General features: G+C 70.4%; 14 protein-coding genes and 1 pseudogene. 14 read left to right on the top strand and 1 reads right to left on the bottom strand.

The window, feature by feature from the left end; all coding sequences use genetic code 11:
- The first annotated feature begins 7 nt into the window (after positions 1 to 7).
- The 14 genes and pseudogenes from gspD to INQ48_06335 all read left to right on the top strand — a co-directional run bounded on the left by gspD (position 8) and on the right by INQ48_06335 (position 20,434).
- Positions 8 to 2,341 (top strand): type II secretion system secretin GspD, encoded by a 2,334-nt coding sequence (gene gspD, locus INQ48_06400; protein QRF58865.1) that lies wholly within the window; start codon positions 8 to 10, stop codon positions 2,339 to 2,341.
- Between the two features lie 50 nt (positions 2,342 to 2,391).
- Positions 2,392 to 3,783, top strand: a complete 1,392-nt coding sequence (tadA, locus tag INQ48_06395) for a Flp pilus assembly complex ATPase component TadA (protein ID QRF58864.1) — start codon at positions 2,392 to 2,394, stop codon at positions 3,781 to 3,783.
- A gap of 15 nt (positions 3,784 to 3,798) precedes the next feature.
- On the top strand, positions 3,799 to 5,037 hold the full coding sequence (gspF, locus tag INQ48_06390; GenBank protein QRF58863.1) for a type II secretion system inner membrane protein GspF: 1,239 nt from the start codon (positions 3,799 to 3,801) through the stop codon (positions 5,035 to 5,037).
- A 35-nt stretch (positions 5,038 to 5,072) separates the two neighbouring features.
- Positions 5,073 to 5,657 (top strand): hypothetical protein, encoded by a 585-nt coding sequence (locus INQ48_06385; protein ID QRF58862.1) that lies wholly within the window; start codon positions 5,073 to 5,075, stop codon positions 5,655 to 5,657.
- 17 nt (positions 5,658 to 5,674) lie between these two features.
- Positions 5,675 to 6,568 (top strand): annotated as a pseudogene (locus tag INQ48_06380) (5'-nucleotidase).
- Positions 6,569 to 6,928: 360 nt separating this feature from the next.
- A complete protein-coding gene (locus INQ48_06375) occupies positions 6,929 to 9,031 on the top strand; it encodes a LamG domain-containing protein (GenBank protein QRF58861.1) in 2,103 nt (700 codons plus the stop codon).
- Positions 9,032 to 9,086: 55 nt separating this feature from the next.
- Positions 9,087 to 9,278, top strand: a complete 192-nt coding sequence (locus INQ48_06370; GenBank protein ID QRF58860.1) for a hypothetical protein — start codon at positions 9,087 to 9,089, stop codon at positions 9,276 to 9,278.
- 47 nt (positions 9,279 to 9,325) lie between these two features.
- Complete coding sequence (locus INQ48_06365; protein ID QRF58859.1) at positions 9,326 to 11,518, top strand: phospholipase C, phosphocholine-specific; 2,193 nt, start codon at positions 9,326 to 9,328, stop codon at positions 11,516 to 11,518.
- Positions 11,519 to 11,532: 14 nt separating this feature from the next.
- Complete coding sequence (locus INQ48_06360) at positions 11,533 to 13,785, top strand: phospholipase C, phosphocholine-specific (GenBank protein QRF58858.1); 2,253 nt, start codon at positions 11,533 to 11,535, stop codon at positions 13,783 to 13,785.
- A gap of 247 nt (positions 13,786 to 14,032) precedes the next feature.
- Positions 14,033 to 14,221 carry a hypothetical protein gene (locus INQ48_06355; protein QRF58857.1) on the top strand — a complete coding sequence of 63 codons (189 nt, stop codon included), beginning with the start codon at positions 14,033 to 14,035 and terminating at the stop codon, positions 14,219 to 14,221.
- A 40-nt stretch (positions 14,222 to 14,261) separates the two neighbouring features.
- Complete coding sequence (locus tag INQ48_06350; protein ID QRF58856.1) at positions 14,262 to 16,523, top strand: phospholipase C, phosphocholine-specific; 2,262 nt, start codon at positions 14,262 to 14,264, stop codon at positions 16,521 to 16,523.
- Between the two features lie 47 nt (positions 16,524 to 16,570).
- Positions 16,571 to 17,473 carry a LysR family transcriptional regulator gene (locus tag INQ48_06345; GenBank protein QRF58855.1) on the top strand — a complete coding sequence of 301 codons (903 nt, stop codon included), beginning with the start codon at positions 16,571 to 16,573 and terminating at the stop codon, positions 17,471 to 17,473.
- Between the two features lie 119 nt (positions 17,474 to 17,592).
- Positions 17,593 to 19,008: a purine permease gene (locus tag INQ48_06340; protein QRF58854.1), complete on the top strand. Its 1,416-nt coding sequence runs from the start codon at positions 17,593 to 17,595 to the stop codon at positions 19,006 to 19,008.
- A 1-nt stretch (position 19,009) separates the two neighbouring features.
- On the top strand, positions 19,010 to 20,434 hold the full coding sequence (locus INQ48_06335) for an 8-oxoguanine deaminase (protein ID QRF58853.1): 1,425 nt from the start codon (positions 19,010 to 19,012) through the stop codon (positions 20,432 to 20,434).
- Positions 20,435 to 20,582: 148 nt separating this feature from the next.
- On the opposite strand, the gene INQ48_06330 is transcribed toward INQ48_06335, so the two are convergent.
- On the bottom strand, positions 20,583 to 21,818 hold the full coding sequence (locus tag INQ48_06330) for an aspartate aminotransferase family protein (protein QRF60636.1): 1,236 nt from the start codon (positions 21,816 to 21,818) through the stop codon (positions 20,583 to 20,585).
- Positions 21,819 to 21,825 lie beyond the last annotated feature (7 nt).

Below are 21,825 nucleotides of genomic sequence, written 5' to 3'. Positions count from 1 at the left end.
CCTGACCATGACGACGCCCCTGTCCTCCTTCCCCCGCGCCTCCCGTGGCCTGGTCGCGCATGCGGTCCGGCTGCTGATCGCCGCCACCTTCCTGCAGGCCGCGCCGCTCGCGCTGATGCCGGCCTTCGCGCAGGGCGAGGCGCCACGCCGCGGCGAGCCGATCACGCTGAACTTCGCCAACGCCGACATCGAGGCCGTGGCGCGCACCATGGCGGTGGTCACGGGGCGCGACGTGGTGGTCGACCCGCGCGTGAAGGGCACGATGAATCTCGTGACCGACCGCGCGATCCCGCCCTCGGCCGCCTTCAACCAGTTCGCCTCGGCACTGCGGCTGCAGGGCTTCGCGGTGGTCGAGGCCGACGGCCTCTACAAGATCGTGCCCGAGGCCGACGCGAAGCTGCAGACCAGCACCGTCACCACCACCACGGGCGGCACCGCCGCGGTGGCGGGCAACCAGATCATCACGCAGATCTTCCGCCTCAACTACGAGTCGCCGAACAACCTGCTGCCGGTGCTGCGGCCGCTGATCCCGCCGAACAACACCATCAACGTGAACCCGGGCAACAACTCGCTCGTGATCACCGACTACGCCGAGAACATGCGCCGCCTCGCGCGCATCATCGCGGCGCTCGACGTGCCCAACGCCTCCGACATCGACGTGATCCCGCTCAAGCACTCGATCGCCACCGACATGGTGCCGCTGATCCAGCGCCTGGTCGATGGCGGCGGCGCCACGGGCCAGCCCGGCGCGGCCGCGGCCGGCGGCGGCACCGACGCCTCGTTCCGCACCACGCTGATGGCCGATCCGCGCAGCAACGCGCTGATCCTGCGCGCGGCCAATCCGGCGCGCGCGGCGCTGGTGCGCACGCTGGTCGACAAGCTCGACCGCCCCGCCATCGACAGCAGCAACGGCGGTGCCGGCAACATCTACGTGGTCTACCTGAAGAACGCCGACGCGGTGCGGCTCGCGGCGACGCTGCGCGCGGCGATGGCGGCGGCGCAGACCAACAACCAGGGCCAGCCCGGCGCCGCCGGCGGTGCCGGTGCGGCCGCGGCGCAATCGCAGCCCAACCTGTCGGCGGCCATGCCCGTCAACTTCAACAGCGGCAGCTCGCAGGGCAGCAGTTCGCCGCAGGCCAACGCGCCGCTGAACAACGCCAACCAGCCCTCCACCGGCGGCCAGATCCAGGCCGACCCGTCGACCAATTCGCTGATCATCACGGCGCCCGAGCCGCAGTACCGCCAGATGCGCGCGGTGATCGACAAGCTCGACGGCCGCCGCGCGCAGGTCATGATCGAGGCGCTGATCGTCGAGGTGAACGCCACCAAGGCCGCGCAGTTCGGCGTGCAGTGGCAAAGCGCGCTGGGCAACAACGCGGTGATCGGCTCGAACTCCAGCCTGACCGGGACCAACATCCTGGCGCTGACGCAGGCACTGGCCACGCGCAACCCCGCCGGCATCTCGCTGCCCCAGGGCCTGAATCTCGGCATCGCCGGCAAGATCAACGGCCAGTACATCCTCGGCGCGATCGCCAACTTCTTCAGCAGCGACGACGATGCCAACGTGCTGTCGACCCCGAACCTGCTGACGCTGGACAACGAGGAGGCCAAGATCGTGATCGGCCAGAACGTGCCGTTCCCCACCGGCTCCTACGCCAGCACCTCGGGCTCGGTAGGCGTCAACCCGTTCACCACCGTGGAGCGCAAGGACGTCGGCCTCACGCTGCGCGTGCGCCCGACCATCAACGAGAACGGCACGGTGCGCATGACGATCTTCCAGGAGACCTCGGACGTGCTGGCGAACACGCTGACCAACCCCAACGGCCCCACCACCACCAAGCGCTCGCTGGAATCGAGCGTGCTGGTCGAGGACGGCGGCCTGGTCATGCTCGGCGGCCTGTTGTCGGACACCTACTCCAACTCCATCGACAAGGTGCCGCTGGCCGGCGACATCCCGGTCGTGGGCAACCTGTTCAAGAACCAGGTCCGCTCGCGCGAGAAGAAGAACCTGATGATGTTCCTGCGTCCGGCCGTGATGCGCGACGCGAGCGCCACCGAGGCCTTCGCCTTCGACCGCTACGACCAGATCCGCGGCATGCAGCAGGGGGCACAGCCGGACAACAGCAACGTGATGCTGAACAACGTCGATTCCGCCCCCGTGCTGCCGCCGTCGCCACTGCCGCGGCCCAGCCGCCCGACCCCGGGCACGCTGCGCACGCAAGGCACCGAGCTCATTCCGCAGCCGCCACCGCCTGTCGACGATCGCAGGCTCGCGCCAGGCGTGCTGCGCGGCGCCCTGCCTCCCACCGCCGACCCGGCCACCCAGCGCGAAATGCCCTGACCCTCCGGCCCTCCCCGCAACGCACCGACCACGCCCCGCCGACCCGCCCCATGCGCTATCCCCTGCCCTACGCCTTCGCCCGCAGCCAGCAACTGCTGCTCGAGGAAGCCGACGACGGCCGCTACACGCTGTGGATGTCGAGCCACCCCGCGCGCAGCGCCGTCGGCGAGGTCACGCGCAAGTACGGCGTGCAGGCCTTCGAGGTGCTGGCCGACGGCCCGCTCGCACAGCGCATCAGCGCCGCCTACGCGCAGGGCGAATCGAGCGCCGCCGCGGTGGTCAGCGAAGTGCAGAGCGACGCCGACCTCTCGCGCATGATGCAGGAGCTGCCGGCGGTCGAGGACCTGCTGGAGAGCGCGGGCGACGCGCCCATCATCCGCATGCTCAATGCGCTGCTCACGCAGGCCGCGCGCGACGGCGCCAGCGACATCCACATCGAGCCCTACGAGCGCACGTCGTCGGTGCGCTTTCGCATCGACGGCACGCTGCGCGAGGTGGTGCAGCCCAACCGCGCGCTGCATGCCGCGCTGATCTCGCGCCTGAAGATCATGGCCGACCTCGACATCTCCGAGAAGCGGCTGCCGCAGGACGGGCGCATCTCGCTGCGCATCGGCACGCGCGCGGTCGACGTGCGGGTGTCGACCCTGCCGAGCGCGCACGGCGAACGCGCCGTGCTGCGGCTGCTCGACAAGAGCGAGTCGAAGCTCACGCTCGAATCGGTGGGCATGCTGGGCGACACGCTGGAACGCTTCGAGAAGCTGATCACGCAGCCGCACGGCATCATCCTCGTGACCGGCCCCACCGGCTCTGGCAAGACCACCACGCTGTATGCCGCGCTGGCCCGGCTCGACGCGAGCCGCAGCAACATCATGACGGTGGAAGACCCGATCGAGTACGAACTGCCGGGCGTGGGCCAGACCCAGATCAACGCCAAGATCGAGCTCACCTTCGCCAAGGCCCTGCGCGCCATCCTGCGGCAGGACCCGGACGTGATCATGATCGGCGAAATCCGCGACTTCGAGACCGCGCAGATCGCGATCCAGGCCTCGCTCACCGGCCACCTGGTGCTGGCCACGCTGCACACCAACGACTCGGTCAGCGCGGTCACGCGTCTCACCGACATGGGCGTCGAGCCCTTCCTGCTGAGCTCCTCGCTGCTGGGCGTGCTCGCGCAGCGGCTGGTGCGCAAGGTCTGCACCAGCTGCGGCGGCGCCGGCTGCGAGGCCTGCGGCCAGACCGGCTACCAGGGCCGCACCGGCATCTTCGAGCTGCTGGTGGCCGACGAGACCATCCAGGGCCTGATCCACAGCAAGGCGGCCGAGAGCGAACTGCTCAAGGCCGGCGCTCGCGGCGGCCTGCGCCTGATGCGCGAGGACGGCGAACGGCTGGTGCAGGCCGGCATCACCTCGCGCGCCGAGCTCCTGCGCGTCACGCGCGACTAGCGCGCGAGTTCCGCCATGCCCGCCTATTCCTTCGAAGCCATCGATGCCGCCGGCCAGTCGCGCGAGGGCGTGCTGGAGGCCGACACCGCACGCAGCGCGCGCAGCATGCTGCGCGCCCAGGCGCTGATCCCGCTGTCGGTCAAGCCGGTCGGCAGCGACCACGTCAACGGCACCGGCCAGCGCAGCGGCCTCTCGCGCTGGCTCGGCGGCGGCAAGCGGGTCTTCAATTCCACCGGCCTCGCGGTCTGGACGCGCCAGCTCGCGGGCCTGGTGTCCTCGGGCCTGCCGCTCGAGCGCGCGCTCACGGCGCTCACCGACGAGGCCGAATCCGAACAGCAACGCAACCTCGTGGCCTCGCTGCGCGCCGAGGTCAACGCGGGCTCGCCGTTCGCGCGCGCGCTGTCGGCGCACTCGCGCGAGTTCTCGCCGATCTACACCGCCGTGATCGGCGCCGGCGAGCAGAGCGGCAACCTCGGCCTGGTGCTCGACCGCCTGGCCGACGACCTCGAGGAACGCCAGGCGCTGCAGCAGAAGCTGGTCGGCGCCGCGCTCTACCCGGCCATCGTCACCCTGGTGGCGATCGTGATCGTGATCTTCCTCGTGAGCTACGTGGTGCCGCAGGTGGCCCAGGTGTTCGCGGGCACCAAGCGCTCGCTGCCCTTCCTCACCACCGTGATGCTCGGCCTGAGCGCCGCGGTGCGCAACTACGGCTGGTGGATGCTCGGCGCCGTGCTGCTGGCCGCCATCGGCGCGCGGCTGGCGCTGGCGCAGGAAGCCTTCCGCCTCAAGTTCGATGCCGCCTGGCTCAAGCTGCCGCTGGTGGGCAAGCTCGCGCGCGGCTACAACGCGGCGCGCTTCGCGAGCACGCTCGCCATGCTGGCCACCGCCGGCGTGCCGATCCTGCGCGCACTGCAGGCCGCCGCCGAGACCCTGAGCAACCGCGCCATGCGCGCCGACGCGCTCGACGCGCTGGTGCTGGTGCGCGAGGGCGCGCCGCTGGCCTCGGCGCTGGCGCAGAAGAAGCGCTTCCCGGGGCTGGTGTCGATGTTCGCGCGGCTCGGCGAGCAGACCGGCACGCTGCCGCTGATGCTGCAGCGCGCCTCCAACCAGCTCGGCGCCGAAGTGCAGCGCCGCGCGATGCACCTGGCGACCATCCTCGAGCCGCTGCTGATCGTGGCGATGGGTGGCGTGGTGATGCTGATCGTGCTGGCCGTGATGCTGCCGATCATCCAGCTCAACCAGTTCGTGAAGTAGCGCCCGCGGTTCGGCCGCGGGCAAGGAACACGCCGATGGCCAATCGAAGCTACCTCTATGCCAGCACCGCGCTGCCCGGTGCGCAGGCCGGCACGCCCGCGCTGCGCGGCATCTCCGAATACGCCTACGACGTGCCGCTGGTGTTCCGCCTGCTGGTGTCGTGCGACACGCGGCCCTGCCACTCGGCGATCTGGAACGATCCCCGGCCGCTCGCGCTGGCCGGGCGCTGCGGCCCGGGCATCGCGCGCCTGGCCGCCTTCCTCGCGCGCATCGAGCACCCCGCGATCTCGCCGCTGCGCGAGGACGCGCTGCGCTTCCTGGCCGAACGCACGCGGCCCGACGAATGGTTCGTGCTCGAGCCGGCCGAGGTGCTGGGCATGGGCGACGCGCCCGTGGCCGACGAGGTCGAGAAGCTGCGCCTGGGCCTGGGCGAGCTCGACGCCGAGATCGAGCGCACGCTCGCCACGCTCGCGCCGCGCCCGAAAAGTTTCTGGCAGCGCCTGCTGCCGCCCGCGCAGCAGGTGGTCGAGACACCGATCCGCGAGCTCGGCCTGGGCCACTGGTCGGATACGCTCTACTTCTCGTTCGACGCGGCCGACGATGGTCGCGACGACTCCTGACCGCACAACCGCACGCCATGCCCGTCACCCTCGAAGACAAGCTCGTGGTCGCGATCTCCTCGCGCGCCCTGTTCAACCTCGAAGAAGAGAACAAGATCTTCGAGTCGGGCGACGACGCGGGCTACATGAAGCTGCAGCTCGAGCGCCTCGACGTGCCGGCCGCGCCCGGCATCGCCTATTCGCTGATCCGCAAGCTGCTGCGCTTCAACGACGACGGCGTGCAGCGCGTCGAGGTCGTGATCCTCTCGCGCAACGACCCGGTCTCGGGCATGCGCATCTTCCGCTCCAGCGCCGCGGCCGACATCAAGCTGCAGCGCGGCGTGTTCACCCAGGGCCGCCCGCCCTTCGGCTATTTGCGCGCACTGCGCGCGCACCTGTTCCTCTCGGTCAACGCACAGGACGTGCGCGAGGCGCTGGGCGCGGGCTTTCCGGCCGCGCGCGTGCTGGTCGAGTCGGTGAAGGCCGGCGATGCCTGGCCCAACGAGGTGCGCATCGCCTTCGACGGCGACGCCGTGCTGTTCAGCGACGAGGCCGAGCGCGTGTTCCAGGCCCAGGGCCTCGATGCCTTCCAGGCGCACGAGGCGAGCAAGGTCGACCTGCCGCTGCCCGGCGGCCCGTTCAAGCCGCTGCTGGCCGCGCTGCACCGGCTGCAGATGGCGGGCAATGCGCAGATGCGCATCCGCACCGCGCTCGTCACGGCGCGCAGCGCGCCCGCGCACGAGCGCGCCATCCGCACGCTGATGAACTGGAACATCCGCGTCGACGAGGCCATGTTCCTCGGCGGCCTGCCCAAGGGCGAGTTCCTGCGCGAGTTCGAGCCCGACTTCTTCTTCGACGACCAGACCGGGCATGTGGATGCGGCGGCACGGCATGTGCCGTCGGGGCATGTGTCGAGCGGGATCAGCAATGAGGTTTCGATGCCCGCTGTCGAGGCCGAGAAGACAGCCGGAAAGAAGGCCGTGACGGCGCCTTCGAAGCAACGCGCACCCAAGGCCGCGGCCAAGCCCGCGAAACGCGCGCGATAGGCACGGGCGCCGCTTCGACGCGCGGCGTCAGGCCGAGCGCTTCGGCCACCTCCAACTTCATTCTTTCGCAGTAACTGGCGGTGCGCTGTCACGCGCATGCCTTCGCTTTGTCATGTGCGATTCACTGCTGCGTCACGGGTTCTCCCTAATCTTCGCGGCGTCCGCACACGTGCCCTCCGGGCACTTTTTTTTGCCTCGGGCCGACTGTCACCGGCACTCCGTCCCATCTCCTTCCAGGACTACACGATGCGTCCGAAACTTCACGCACTTCCCGCATTCCGAACACGCGCCGCAACCCGCTGGATGCTGCCGCTGACCGCGGCCATGGCGCTCGCCGCATGTGGCGGCGGTGGCAGCAGCGGCGGCGTGGTCTTCCCACCGGCCGCCCCACCCGCCGACGGTGGCAGCGGCGGCGGCAACACGCCCACCACCAACCAGGGCAAGAGCGGCCCCAAGGCCCTGGTGGTCCAGGTCGACGGCCTCACCCATGCCGCGCTGCGCGATGGGATGGCGCAGAACAAGGTGCCCGCGCTGCAGGGCCTGAAGCTCGCGCCGGCCTGGACCGGCGGCGCCAATGGCGCGCTCACCGAGCAGCGCACCACCGCGAGCCCCGGCTGGGCCACGCTCGTGACCGGCACCTGGGCGCAGCGCCACTCGGTGCAATGGGACACGGCAGACCAGCGCATCGACGCCAGGCTCGCGCCCTCGGTGTTCGCGCTCGCGAAGCAGAAGAAGGACGCCGGCTACCTCACCGGCTCGGTGACGGCCGGCGCCAACTACCGCTCGCTGCTCGCGAACGAGAGCGGCACGCTCGATGCCGCCGTCGACTGCGCGGGCGCGGACGCCTGCGTGACCGAGCGCACCGCCCAGCTCATCGACCAGGGCTACGACCTGCTGGTGGCGCAGTACGGCGCGCCCGCCGCAGCGGCGCCCTCCGGCCTGCGCGGCGAGGCCTACCAGCGCGCCGTGTCCGACACCGCCGCCGCGGTCGGCCAGCTGCTCGCGCGCATCGCGCGGCGCAGCGCCAACGATGCGAAGGAGGACTGGCTCGTGGTGCTCACCACGCCCAACGGCCTCGATGCCTTCGGCAATGCGACCGGCACGCAGAGCGCGCAGACCAAGACGGTCTTCGTCGCGAGCAACAAGACGCTGGCCGCGCTGCCCGCCACCGGCGAAGCCGCGCCCACCGACGTCGCCGCGCTGACGAAGCTGGCCGCCGCGACCGACATCGCACCGACCGTGCTGCGCCACCTCGGCGCGCTGCCCGCGGCCGAGGCCTATCGCTTCAACGGCCAGCCGCTGCAGGCCGCCACCGCATTGCGCGGCCTGCTGGCGAAGACCGGCGCCGACAAGGCCAGCGTCGATCTCTCGTGGACGCTCGCGGGCAACGCGAACGTGCCGGTGAAGGTGCTGCGCGACGGTAAGCTGGTCGCCACGCTCGCGGCCGGCGCCACCGCCTACAACGATCCCGTGGAGGCGGCCAGCGACGGCATCCTGGCCTTCGACTACACCGTGGTCGCGGGGGATGCGAGCCTCGCGCTGCCGGCGCGCGTGACCTACGTGAAGCCCGCCACGCTCGCGCCCACACTGCGCAACGGCCTGGTCAACTACTACCCACTCGACGCGCTGCCGCCCACCGACCGCAGGAGCGCCTCCACGCTCGCGCCCTGGGCCGCCGGTGCCGATGGCGGCAGCCTGACGGACGACGGCTTCAAGGCCCCGTACAAGGCCAAGGCCCTGCGCGTGGACAGCAGCCTGAAGACCGCCGACGGCACCGCCGGCTATCGCCTGCTGCAGACCGCCGACGTCGCGACCGCGCCCTCGGTCACGGCCTACACCATCGGCTTCTGGCTGCGCACCGACGCGACCTGCAGCGTCGGCGCGGGCGACGGCGCCTCGGTGATCGCCAACAAGAACTACGACAGCGGCAGCAACGCCGGCCTCGCGATCGGCCTGTTCGATGGCTGCGAGTTGCGCTTCAACGTCGGCAAGGGCGGCGGCCGCGCCGACAGCAACGGCTATCGCCTGAGCGCCGGCCAGTGGGCCTACGTGGCGGTCGTGATCGACAAGGCCAACCTCAAGATGACCGGCTTCCTGTTCGACGCGGCGCGCGCGCTGCAGACCGGCAGCGCCGACATGACCGCCGACATCGTGGCCCAGCTCGGCGGTTTGAAGAACGGCCTGAGCCTCAACGAGGACGGCACCGGCCAGTACTACAAGCGCTGGACCAGCTCGCCGCGCGGCCCGCTCGACTTCAACGAGTTAGCGATCTGGAACCGCGCGCTCACGGCCGACGAGCTCGCGAGCATCTTCAAGTCGGGCCAGCCGCTGTCCACGCTCGAACCCTGAGCCTCATCGCATCCCGTTCCCCCAACACACAACGACCCCGAGAGAGAGGATCACCATGCAAGTCCCACGTCCCCTTCACCTGCTTCGCTTCGCGCCCGCCCTGCTGCTGGCCTGCCTGCTGTCCGCCTGCGGCGGCGGCGATGGCGGCGGCGGCTTCCTCGGCGGCCTGCCCGGCGCGGGCAACCCTGGCGGCGGCACCCCGAATCCGCCGGCCGCCACCGAGCCCGTGAAGCGCTGCGCACCGTGAGCGTTCGCGCTTTCCAGAACCGGAAGAACGCCAAGGACGACCCCGCGATGACAGACAACGCACGCCGCAAATTCCTCACCGGCACCGCCACCACCGGTGCCGCCGCGCTCGCGCTCTCGGCCTTTCCGCCGAGCATCCGCCGCGCCCTCGCCATTCCCGCCAACAACAAGACCGGCACCATCCAGGACGTCGAGCACATCGTCATCCTGATGCAGGAGAACCGCTCGTTCGACCATTACTTCGGCACGCTGATGGGCGTGCGCGGCTTCGGCGACCGCTTCACGATTCCGCTGCCCAAGGGCATGAACGTCTGGCAGCAGAGCGATGCCAGCGGCAAGGCCATCCTGCCCTATCACCTCGACAGCACCAAGGGCAACGCCCAGCGCGTGAGCGGCACGCCGCACTCGTGGAGCGACGGCCAGAACGCCTGGGACGGTGGGCGCACCTACCAGTGGGCGCGCTACAAGACCAACGCGGCGATGGGCTACTTCAAGGAAGCCGAGGTGCCCTACCAGTTCGCGCTCGCCAACGCCTTCACGCTGTGCGACGAGTACCACTGCAGCATGCACACCGGCACCAACTCGAACCGCATGTTCCACTGGACCGGCACCAACGGCCCGACCGGCGCGGGCGTGGCCACGGTCAACAACGAGTGGGACTCCATCGACGGCTCGGCCAAGGGCTACGAGTGGAAGACCTATCCCGAGCGCCTGCAGGAGGCCAAGGTCAGCTGGATCGTCTACCAGAACATGCCGGAAAACTTCGGCGACAACCCCCTGGCGGGCTTCAAGCAGTACCGCCTGGCTAACGAGGCCTCGGGCAAACCGGTCAGCAACGACGGCCCCTCGCCGGTCTACGATCCGGCGAGCGACGACGCGCGCAACCCGCTCTACAAGGGCATCGCCAACACCATGGGCGACGGCGGCTTCCTCGAGCAGTTCCGCCAGGACATCAAGAACGGCAAGCTGCCGCAGGTGTCGTGGATCGTCGCGCCGGCCACCTACTCCGAGCATCCCGGACCGTCGAGCCCGGTGCAGGGCGGCTGGTACATCCAGGAGACGCTCGATGCGCTGACCGCCGTGCCCGAGGTGTGGAGCAAGACCGTGCTGCTCATCAACTTCGACGAGAACGACGGCTACTTCGACCACTACCCCTCGCCCGCCGCGCCCTCGATCAACCCCGACGGCACGCCCGCGGGCAAGACCACGCTGCCGCTCGATGCGCTCAAGCCCGAGTACTTCAACCATCCGAAGCCGCCGGGCACCACCGGCCAGCCCGCGCCCGACGGCCGCGTCTACGGCCCCGGCGTGCGCGTGCCGATGTACGTGGTGTCGCCGTGGAGCCGCGGCGGCTGGGTCAACTCGCAGGCCTTCGACCACACCTCGGTGCTGCGCTTCATCGAGGCGCGCTTCGGCGTGAAGGAGACCAACATCAGCGCCTTCCGGCGCGCGGTGTGCGGCGACCTCACGAGCGCCTTCAACTTTGCGAACCCGAACAACGAGACGCTGCCCACGCTCGCGGGTCGCACCACGCGCGGCGCGGCCGACCAGCTGCGCAGCGACCAGGAGAAGCTGGCCCAGGTGCCGCTGCCGCTCGACCCGCAGCTGCCGCGCCAGGCCACCGGCACGCGGCCCTCGCGCGCGCTGCCCTACGAGCTGCACACCAGCGCGCGCGCCGATGCCACCGGCGGCAGCGTGCGGCTGATCTTCGCCAACACCGGCAAGGCCGCCGCCGTGTTCCACGTCTACGACCGGCTGCACCTCGACCGCCTGCCGCGCCGCTTCATGGTGGAGCCTGGCAAGACGCTCGACGACGCCTGGAACGCGGTCAGCGACGACAGCGGCTTCTACGACCTCTGGGTGCTTGGGCCGAACGGCTATCACCGCCACTTCAAGGGCGACCTGAGCCGGCTGCGCGCCGGTGGCACCGCCGTGCCCGAGGTGCGCGTGTGCTACGACATCGCCAACGGCAACGTCTACCTCGAGATGCTCAACGCCGGACAGGCCCCCGCGAAGTTCACGGTGCGCGCCAAGGCCTACCGCGACGACGGTCCGTGGAGCGCGAGCGTCGCGGGCGGCGCCAAGGCCGAGCTGCACTGGGATCTCGCGTCGAGCGGCGCCTGGTACGACTTCGTCGTGAGCTGCGATGCCGATGCGAGCTGGCAGCGCCGCTTCGCGGGCCGCGTGGAGACCGGCAAGCATTCGGTCAGCGATCCGGCCATGGGCCTGGGCGATCTGTGAAGGAGGCACGCACCATGACCGACAACGCACGCCGCAAGTTCCTTACCGGCAGCGCCACCACCGGCGCCGCCGCGCTCGCGCTCTCGGCCTTTCCGCCGAGCATCCGCCGCGCCCTCGCCATTCCCGCCAACAACAAGACCGGCACCATCCAGGACGTCGAGCACGTCGTCATCCTGATGCAGGAGAACCGTTCGTTCGACCACTACTTCGGCACCCTCGCCGGCGTGCGCGGCTTCGGCGACCGCTTCACGATTCCGCTGCCCAGGGGCATGAATGTCTGGCAGCAGAGCGATGCCAGCGGCAAGGCCATCCTGCCCTACCACCTCGACAGCTCGAAAGGCAATGCGCAGCGCGACGGCGGCACGCCGCACGACTGGGCCGACAGCCAGAACGCCTGGGACGGCGGGCGCATGTACCAGTGGGCGCGCTACAAGACCAGCAAGGCCATGGGCTATCACAAGGAAACGGAGATCCCGTTCCAGTTCGCGCTGGCCAACGCCTTCACGATCTGCGATGCCTACCACTGCGCGATGCACACCGGCACCGACGCCAACCGCTCCTTCCACCTGACCGGCACCAACGGTCCGACCGCGACCAACACCGCCTTCGTGCGCAACGAATGGGACTGGATCGACGGCAAGCCCGGCTCGCTGAACGTGGGCTACACCTGGAAGACCTATGCGGAGCGCCTGGAAGACGCGGGCGTGCGCTGGATCAGCTACCAGAACATGCCCGACGAATGGGGCGACAACATGCTCGGCGCGTTCCGCCAGTTCCGCAAGGCCAACATCGACTCGGGCTATCCGGTCTCCAGCGGCGGCGAGCCCAACAAGCCCTATGCCGACACCGGCCAGGCGCTGCCCTACAAGGCCTACGACCGCGCCACCGACGATGCGAAGAGCCCGCTCTACAAGGGCGTGGCCAACACGCTGCCCGGCACGAAGCCCGAGGACTACCTCGACGCGTTCAAGCGCGACATCCGCGAGGGCAAGCTGCCGCAGGTCTGCTGGATGAACGCACCGTCGATCTACTGCGAGCATCCCGGTCCCTCGAGCCCGATCCAGGGCGCCTGGTTCCTGCAGGAGGTGCTGGACGCGCTCACCGCCGTGCCCGAGGTGTGGAGCAAGACCGTGCTGCTGATCAACTTCGACGAGAACGACGGCTACTTCGACCACCTGCCCTCGCCCTCGGCGCCTTCGCCCAACGGCGACGGCAGCTATGCGGGCAAGACCACGCTGTCGGACTCGGCGATGGGTCCCGAGTACTTCACGCACGCCGCGCCGCTGGGCAGCGGCGGCCAGCCCAAGGCCGACGGCCGCGTCTACGGCCCGGGCCCGCGCGTGCCGCTGTACGTGATCTCGCCATGGAGCCGCGGCGGCTGGGTCAGCTCGCAGGCCTTCGACCACACCTCGGTGCTGCGCTTCCTCGAAACCCGCTTCGGCGTGCAGGAACCCAACATCAGCGCCTTCCGGCGCGCGGTGTGCGGCGACCTCACGAGCGCCTTCAACTTCGCCAACCCCAACGGCGAAGCGCTGCCCACGCTGACCGGCCGCGCCACCCGCGCCGAGGTCGACCAGATCCGGCGCAACCAGGAGGCGCTGTCGCAGGTGCCGCTGCCGCTCGACCCGCAACTGCCGCGCCAGACCACCGGCACGCGGCCCTCGCGCGCCCTGCCCTACGAGCTGCACACCAGCGCGCGCACGGCACCGCTCGACGGCACGGTGCAGCTGCTGTTCGCGAACACCGGCAAGGCGGCCGCGGTGTTCCACGTCTACGACAAGCTCAACCTCGCGCGCCTGCCGCGCCGCTACATGGTCGAGGCCGGCAAGACGCTCGACGACACCTGGATGGCGGGCCGCGACAACAGCGGCTTCTACGACCTGTGGGTGCTCGGCCCGAACGGCTACCACCGCCACTTCAAGGGCGACCTCGGCAGCCTGCGTGCGAGCGACGCGGCCGCCCCCGAAGTCCGCGTGTGCTACGACATCGCCAACGGCAACGTCTACCTCGAGCTGCTCAACGGCGGCAAGAAGGCCACGAAGTTCACGGTGCGCGCCAAGGCCTACCGCGACGACGGCCCGTGGACCGCGACCGTGCAGCCCGGCGCCAAGGCCGAGCTGCATTGGGATCTTTCGTCGAGCGGTGCCTGGTACGACTTCACCGTGGGCTGCGATGCCGATCCGATCTTCGCGCGCCGCTTCGCGGGCCGCGTCGAGACCGGCAAGCACTCGGTCAGCGATCCCGCGATGGGCATGGCCGACCTCTGAGGCGCATGCATCGCTGAAGGCTCTCGGGACCCGCTCCCGCAGCCTTCCCACCAAGCCGGACACGGTACGCGCGAGCCCTTCGCGCGCTGCCTGTCCGGCTTTGGTATTCATCGCGCGCGCAGGCGCAACGCGCGCTTACACCTCGGCCTCGTTCTTCACTCGACTGTCATTGCCGCTTCCTACCGTGGCAGGGGCGGCGCGCTCCTCGTCGCCTCTTCAAAAGAAAACACACCTGCGAGGATTCCTCATGCATCTCTTCTTCTCGCGCGCACGGCTGCTGCCGGCGCTGATCCTGGCCTGCACCCTCGCCGCCTGCGGCGGCGGCAGCGGCGGCGGCTTCGGCGGATTGCCGGGCACGGGCAACCCCGGCGGCGGCGACGGCGGCACGCAGAACCCGCCCGCCACCACGCAGCCCGTGATGCGCTGCGCGCCTTGATACAACGACCTTCACGAGAAAAAACCAGCACAACAACACCATGACCTCACGCCGCAAATTCCTCACCGGCACCGCCACCACCGGCGCCGCCGCGCTCGCGCTCTCGGCCTTCCCGCCGGCCATCCGCCGCGCGCTCGCGATCCCCGCCAACAACAAGACCGGCACCATCCAGGACGTCGAGCACATCGTGATCCTGATGCAGGAGAACCGTTCGTTCGACCACTACTTCGGCACGCTGCAGGGCGTGCGCGGCTTCGGCGACCGCTTCCCGATCCCACTGCCCAACGGCCTCAACGTGTGGCAGCAGCTCGACGAGAACGGCAAGGTGGTGCTGCCCTACCACCTCGACGGCAGCAAAGGCAACGCGCAGCGCGTGAGCAGCACGCCGCACACCTGGGTCGACTCGCACAACGCCTGGGACGGCGGCCGCCTCTACCAGTGGCCGCGCTACAAGAAGGTCAGCAGCACCGCGCCCTACGTGCAGTCGATGGGCTACCTCGCCGAGGCCGAGCTGCCGTTCCAGTTCGCGCTGGCCAACGCCTTCACGATCTGCGACGACTACCACTGCGCGATGCACACCGGCACGCACGCCAACCGCTCGTTCCACTGGACCGGCACCAACGGCCCCACGGGCGGCAACGTGGCCTACGTCAACAACGTAAACGCCTGGAGCTCGACCGGTCCCTCGACCGAGGGCTACGAATGGAAGACCTATGCCGAGCGGCTGCAGGACGCGGGCGTGAGCTGGATGGTCTACCAGAACATCCCGAACAACTACGGCTGCAATCCGCTGCTGGGCTTCAAGAACTTCCGCAAGGCCAACGAAGCCTCGGCCAAGCCGGTCAGCACCTCGCTGCCGCAGGGCGCATCGCCGGCCTACGCGCCCGGCGACGACGCCGGCAACCCGCTCTACAAGGGCACGGCCAACACGCTGCCGGTGGCCGACCAGGCGGCCTTCGACGCGGGCGCGATCATGGATGCCTTCCGCGCCGACGTGAAGGCCGGCCGGTTGCCGGCGGTGTCGTGGGTGATCCCGCCCGACGTCTACTCCGAGCACCCCGGCCCCTCGAGCCCGGTGCAGGGCGCGTGGTACATCCAGCAGGTGCTGGAGGCGCTCACCGCCGTGCCCGAGGTCTGGAGCAAGACCGTGCTGTTCGTGAACTTCGACGAGAACGACGGCTACTTCGACCACGTGCCCTCGGCCTCGGCGCCCTCGCCCATCGCATCGGCCGACCCCTCGGTGAAGGCCTTCGCGGGCAAGACCACGATGTCCGACGCGGACCTGAGCTTCGAGTACTTCAACCATCCCAAGCCGCCGGGCATGACGCAGGCGCAGCCCACGCCCGACGGCAACGTCTACGGCCCCGGCATGCGCGTGCCGATGTACGTGATCTCGCCCTGGAGCCGCGGCGGCTGGGTCAACTCGCAGACCTTCGACCACACCTCGGTGCTGCGCTTCGTCGAGGCCCGCTTCGGCGTGAAGGAAAGCAACATCGGCCCGTTCCGCCGCGCGGTCAACGGCGACCTCACGAGCGCCTTCAACTTCGCCAATCCCAACGGCGAGGCGCTGCCCACGCTCGCGGGCCGCCGCACCAAGGCCGAGGCCGACCAGCTGCGCGCCGCGCAGCAGGCGCTGCCGCAGGTCACGCCGCCGGCCAACGGCCTGCTGCCGCGCCAGGCCACGGGCACGCGGCCCTCGCGCGCGCTGCCCTACGAGCTGCACACCAGCGCCAGGGCCGACGCGGCCGGCGGCACGCTGCAGCTGCTGTTCGCCAACACCGGCAGCGCGGCCGCCGTGTTCCATGTCTACGACCGGCTCAACCTCGACCGCCTGCCGCGCCGCTACATGGTCGAAGCCGGCAAGTCGCTCGACGACCGCTGGAACGCGACCGCCGACAACGCCGGCCGCTACGACCTCTGGGTGCTCGGCCCCAACGGCTACCACCGCCATTTCCAGGGCGACCTCAACGCATTGCGCGCGGGCGGCGCGGCCGTGCCCGAAGTGCGCGTGTGCTACGACATCGCCAACGGCAACGTCTACCTCGAGATGATGAACGGCGGCCAGGCCGCGACGAAGTTCAGCGTGCGCGCCAAGGCCTACCGCGACGACGGCCCGTGGACCGCCACCGTGCAGGGCGGCGCCAAGGCCGAGCAGCATTGGGAGCTCGCGGCCAGCGGCCAGTGGTACGACTTCGCCGTCACCTGCGATGCCGATCCGGCCTACTACCGCCGCTTCGCGGGCCGCGTCGAGACCGGCAAGCATTCGGTCAGCGATCCCGCGCTGGGCTTGCCCGACCTCTGACCCCGCATGCATGATCCCCCCGCGCCCACGGTGGCGCGGGAGATGTCATGCACGCCAAGGTGGTCCGGTACTTCGTCGAGGTGGTTCGCGCGGGTTCGATCCGCAAGGCGGCCGCGCAGCTGCACGTGGTGCCGACGGCGATCAACCGGCAGATCCTCAACCTCGAGGAGGAACTGGGCGCGCCGCTGTTCGAGCGCATCCACAACACGCTCAAGCTCACGCCGGTGGGCGAGCTGGTGCTCGCGCATGCGCGCGGCACGCTGCGCGAGTTCGACGGGGTGCGCCAGCGCATCGAGGCCATGCGCGGGCTGCGCCAGGGCGAGGTCACGCTGGCCACCACCGCCGGCCTCGCCGACGCCTTCCTGCCGGGCGTGGTGCGGCGCTTTCGCGCGGCGCATCCCGGCATCCAGCTCAAGCTGCTGGGCCTGCCGATCGCGGCCGTGCTGCACGGCGTGCGCGAAGGCGATGCCGACCTCGCGCTGGCCTACGACGTGCCGGCCACGGCGGGCTTTCGCACACTGTTCGCGAGCGAATGGCCGATCGGCGCGGTGGTGCCGCCCGGCCATGCGCTCACGGCCCATGCGAGCACGGTGCTGGCCGAGTGCGTGGGCCATCCGCTGCTGTTGCCCGCGCCCTCGCTGTCGATCCGGCCGATCATCGACGCGGCCTTCGAGCGTTCGGGCCTGCGCGCCTCGCCCGTGATCGAGACCACCTCCACCGCGCTGATGCGCCGCCTGGTGCGCGAGGGTGAGGGCATCACGCTGCTCAACCGGCTCGACGTGGCCGAGGAGATGCACGACGGCTCGCTGGTCTTCGTGCCGCTGCGCGACGCCACCCTGCCGGCCCAGACGCTCACGCTCGAGACCCGCGCCGCGCAGGCACCGAGCCCCGCGGCCGAGCTGTTCGCGAACCATGTGACGGCCTGCCTCGACGAGCTGCTCGCGCCCTGAGCGCGGCGCCGGGTGCCGTCCACTTTTTGTGCACGGGGCGCGCCATTTATTGACTTTGCGCGTTCGAAGGCATGGCTCCTAGACTGCCGCTCCGGTCATCGGCCGGAAGGAAAAGTCCCATGCTTTCGAACGACAAAAAGACCCCCGCAGGAGACGGCGAAGGGGTCGACCAGAAGCTTCCCCTGGTGCGCTGCGGCGCGCTGAGCCTGCAGCACGTGCTCGTGATGTACGCGGGCACGGTGGCGGTGCCGCTGATCGTGGGCGGCGCGCTCGGCCTCTCGAAGGCCGACATCGCCTTCCTCATCAATGCCGACCTGCTGGCCGCCGGCATCGCCACGCTGGTGCAGGCCATCGGCTTCTGGCGCTTCGGCATCCGCATGCCCGTGATGATGGGCGTGACCTTCGCGGCCGTGGGCCCGATGATCGCCATCGGCATCGATCCCTCGCTGGGCCTGCCCGCGATCTACGGCGCCACCATCGTGGCGGGGCTGTTCGGCATCGCGCTCGCGCCGCTGATGGGGCGCGTGCTCGGCGTGTTCCCGCCGCTGGTGACGGGCACGGTCATCACGCTGATCGGCGTCTCGCTGATGGTGGTGGCGATCCACTGGGCCGCGGGCGGGCAGCCCACCTCGACGCGCAGCATCGAGGGCGTGGTGCATGCGGTGGCCAACCCGGCCTACGGCGAGCCGGTGAAGCTCGCCATCGCCGCGGCCGTGCTGGCGGCGATCATCGCGATCACGCGCTTCGGCAAGGGCCTCATCGCCAACATCGCGGTGCTGCTGGGCATCGTCTTCGGCGTGCTGCTGTCGCTGGCGCTCGGCCGCATGCAGTTCGACGGCCTCGAGGAAGCGAGCTGGATGGCCGTGACCACGCCCTTCCACTTCGGCCTGCCGCGCTTCGAGCTCACGGCCATCGCCTCGATGTGCATCGTGATGCTGATCACCCTGGTCGAATCGACCGGCATGTTCCTCGCGCTCGGCGAGATCACGGGCCGCAAGGTCGACACCGACGCGCTCTCGCGCGGCCTGCGCGCCGACGGCCTGGGCACGGTGATCGGCGGCGTGTTCAACACCTTCCCCTACACCTCGTTCTCGCAGAACGTGGGGCTGGTCACGGTCACGGGCGTGCGCTCGCGCTACGTGGCGGCCGGCGGCGGCGTGCTGCTGATCGCGCTCGCGCTATTCCCCAAGGTCGCGCACGTGGTGGCCTCGGTGCCCTCCTTCGTGCTCGGCGGCGCGGGCATCGTGATGTTCGGCATGGTCGCGGCCACCGGCATCCGCATCCTCGGCAGCATCGACTACACGCGCGAGCGCCATGCGCTCTACGTGATCGCGATCTCGGTCGGCCTCGGGCTGATCCCCACGCTGTCGCCGAACTTCTTCCAGCACTTCCCGGCCTGGACCCATCCGCTGACGCACAGCGGCATCGTGCTGGGCACGGTCGCCGCGGTGCTGCTCAATCTCTTCTACAACGGCGTGCAGTCGAGGGAGCGTTCCTTCACACTGGCGGCACGCACCTCGCACGGAACCGAATGACATGACCTCCTCCACCGCTTCCTCGCCCCGGCCGCTGCGCGTGCTGCGCCACGCCGACGTGCTCGTCACCATGGACGCCGCGCGGCGCGAGATCGCCGATGGCGCGCTGGTGATCGACGGGCCGGCCATCGCCTGGGTCGGTGCCACGGCCGAGCTGCCGCCGGTCTACCTCGAGGCGCTGCGCAGCGGTGGCGCCGAGGCCATCGACCTGCACGGCCACGTGCTGATGCCGGGGCTGGTGAACACCCACCATCACATGTACCAGAGCCTCACGCGCGCGGTGCCCGAGGCGCAGGACGCCGAGCTGTTCGGCTGGCTCACCAACCTCTACCTGCTGTGGGCGCGGCTCACGCCCGAGATGATCCGCGTGTCGACCCAGACCGCGATGGCCGAGCTGATGCTCTCGGGCTGCACCACCACCAGCGACCATCTCTACCTGTTCCCCAACGGCGCGCGGCTCGACGATTCGATCGAGGCGGCCACCGCGATGGGCATGCGCTTCCATGCCGCGCGCGGCAGCATGAGCGTGGGCCGCAGCGCCGGCGGCCTGCCGCCCGACGAGGTGGTGGAGAGCGAGGCCGCGATCCTGCGCGACAGCGAGCGGCTGATCGACCGCTGGCACGACGCCTCGCGCCACTCGATGCGGCGCATCGTGCTCGCGCCCTGCTCGCCGTTCTCGGTCTCGCGCGAGCTCATGCGCGACTCGGCGCTGCTCGCGCGCGAGCGCGGCGTGTCGCTGCACACGCACCTGGCCGAGAACGACAACGACGTCGCCTACTCGCGCGAGAAGTTCGGCATGACGCCGGCCGAGTACGCCGAGGACCTGGGCTGGGTCGGCCGCGACGTCTGGCATGCGCACTGCGTGAAGCTCGACCCCGCGGGCATCGCCCTCTTCGGCCGCACCGGCACCGGCGTGGCCCACTGCCCGTGCTCGAACATGCGGCTGGCCTCGGGCATCGCGCCCATCGGCGCCATGCGCCGCGCCGGCGTGCCGGTGGGCCTGGGCGTGGACGGCAGCGCCTCGAACGATGGCGCCCACCTGCTCGGCGAGGCGCGCCAGGCCATGCTGCTGCAGCGCGTGGGCCATGGCCCGGCCGCGATGACGGCGCGCGAGGCGCTCGAGATCGCGACCCTGGGCGGCGCGCGCGTGCTGGGCCGCGACGACATCGGCGCGCTCGCGCCGGGCATGTCGGCCGACGTGGTGGGCTTCGACCTGCGCGGCGTGTCGCACGCGGGCGCATGGCACGACCCGGTGGCGGCGCTGGTGTTCTGCACGCCGGCCTCGGCCGCGCTCAGCATCATCGATGGCCAGGTGCGCATCCGCGAGGGCCGCTTCGTCGATCTCGAACTGCCGCCGCTGCTCGCGCGGCACCGCGAACTCGCGCGCACGCTGTACGAGCGCGCGCGCCATCCGCACACAGCCTGAGATGGCTGCTGAAAGCGGGTTTCCGGACGCAGAGGGCGCGAAGGTTGCGCGAAGGACGCGAAAGAAAACATCAAGAAGTTTCTTTTGACTCTTTCGCGCTCTTAGCGAAACCTTCGCGCCCTCTGCGTACGGCTGTCCGCTCCCGCGTTCAATACTGCGCCACCACCCCGCCAGCACCGCCATCCGCCAAGGTCGCCGGATCCTCCAGCACCGCCGCCACGTCGCCCAGGTACTGCCCCACCACCGGCTCGTGCGTGAGGTTCAGCATGTGGTGGATGCCGTCGGGGTTCTTCACGTAGCCCACGGTCCAGCCGCGCGTGCCGAGGCCGCGGCCGATGGCGCCCATGTCGCGTTCGGGCGAGCCGAAGGCGAAGATCGACAGCTCGGGCCGGCCCAGCGTGGGCAGGCCCAGCGCATCGAGGCCCTGCTGCATCGCGCGCCGCGTCGCGAGCACGCGTTCGGTCACGCGCAGATAGCCCGCATGGCCCAGGTAGTTCATCACCGCCCAGGCCGCGGCGATGGCGCCGCCCGCGCGCGTGCCCACCAGCGTGTGGGTGAAATACTGGCCGCGCGGCCAGTCGTCGAAGTAGTAGCCCATCAGCGCGAAGGCCTCGGGATCGGCGAAGAACAGGGTCGAGGCGCCCTTGGCGGTGTAGCCGTACTTGTGCAGGTCGGCCGAGATCGAGGTCACGCCCTCGACCGCGAAATCGAAGTCGGGAATGTCGGCGCCGAGCTCGCGCGCGAACGGTGCGAAGTAGCCGCCCACGCAGGCATCGACATGCATCCAGCAGCCCTGCTCGCGCGCCAGCGCCGCGATCTCGGGAATGGGGTCGACCACGCCATGCGGAAAGGCCGGCGCCGAGCCCACCACCATCGCGGTGTCGGGCGTGAAGGCGGCGCGCATGGCCGCCGGGTCGGCGCGGAAGTCGGCCGCCAGCGGCGTGCGCACCGGCACCAGGCCGAGGAAGTGCGCGGCCTTGTCGAAGGCCGGGTGCGCGCTCTGCGGCATCAGGATCTCGGGCTTGGCCATGCCGGGGCGGCGCGCCAGCGCGCGGTCGCGCGCGCACTTGACCGCGAGGAAGATGCTCTCGGTGCCGCCGGTGGTCATGGCGCCGCGCGACTCGGCACCGCCATGCAGCAGCGCGAGGCCCATCTCCACCACCTCGCGCTCGAAGGTCGCGAGGCTCGCGAAGGCGCGCGGGCCCAGGCCGTTCTCGGAGAAGTACATCAGGTAGGCCTTCTTGGCCACCTCGAGCACATCCTCGCCCGCGTAGTGGATGAACATCGGCACGCGGCCGTTGCGCCAGTCGGCGTCGCCGCGGCCGGCCTCCTCGAGTCGCCGCTGCAGCTCGGGCCAGGACGCGCCTTGCTCGGGAAGTGTCAGTGCCATG

It is taken from the genome of Variovorax paradoxus, assembly GCA_016806145.1.
Classification (GTDB): domain Bacteria; phylum Pseudomonadota; class Gammaproteobacteria; order Burkholderiales; family Burkholderiaceae_C; genus Variovorax.
The sequence above is the reverse complement of the archived record's forward strand: the minus strand, read 5'-3'. Positions and strand labels throughout refer to the sequence as shown.

Bases quoted from the DNA above. Each gene is read 5' to 3' on its own strand.
- gspD (QRF58865.1), top strand. From the start codon at position 8: ATGACGACGCCCCTGTCCTCCTTCCCCCGCGCCTCCCGTGGCCTGGTC.
- tadA (QRF58864.1), top strand. From the start codon at position 2,392: ATGCGCTATCCCCTGCCCTACGCCTTCGCCCGCAGCCAGCAACTGCTG.
- gspF (QRF58863.1), top strand. From the start codon at position 3,799: ATGCCCGCCTATTCCTTCGAAGCCATCGATGCCGCCGGCCAGTCGCGC.
- INQ48_06385 (QRF58862.1), top strand. From the start codon at position 5,073: ATGGCCAATCGAAGCTACCTCTATGCCAGCACCGCGCTGCCCGGTGCG.
- INQ48_06375 (QRF58861.1), top strand. From the start codon at position 6,929: ATGCGTCCGAAACTTCACGCACTTCCCGCATTCCGAACACGCGCCGCA.
- INQ48_06370 (QRF58860.1), top strand. From the start codon at position 9,087: ATGCAAGTCCCACGTCCCCTTCACCTGCTTCGCTTCGCGCCCGCCCTG.
- INQ48_06365 (QRF58859.1), top strand. From the start codon at position 9,326: ATGACAGACAACGCACGCCGCAAATTCCTCACCGGCACCGCCACCACC.
- INQ48_06360 (QRF58858.1), top strand. From the start codon at position 11,533: ATGACCGACAACGCACGCCGCAAGTTCCTTACCGGCAGCGCCACCACC.
- INQ48_06355 (QRF58857.1), top strand. From the start codon at position 14,033: ATGCATCTCTTCTTCTCGCGCGCACGGCTGCTGCCGGCGCTGATCCTG.
- INQ48_06350 (QRF58856.1), top strand. From the start codon at position 14,262: ATGACCTCACGCCGCAAATTCCTCACCGGCACCGCCACCACCGGCGCC.
- INQ48_06345 (QRF58855.1), top strand. From the start codon at position 16,571: ATGCACGCCAAGGTGGTCCGGTACTTCGTCGAGGTGGTTCGCGCGGGT.
- INQ48_06340 (QRF58854.1), top strand. From the start codon at position 17,593: ATGCTTTCGAACGACAAAAAGACCCCCGCAGGAGACGGCGAAGGGGTC.
- INQ48_06335 (QRF58853.1), top strand. From the start codon at position 19,010: ATGACCTCCTCCACCGCTTCCTCGCCCCGGCCGCTGCGCGTGCTGCGC.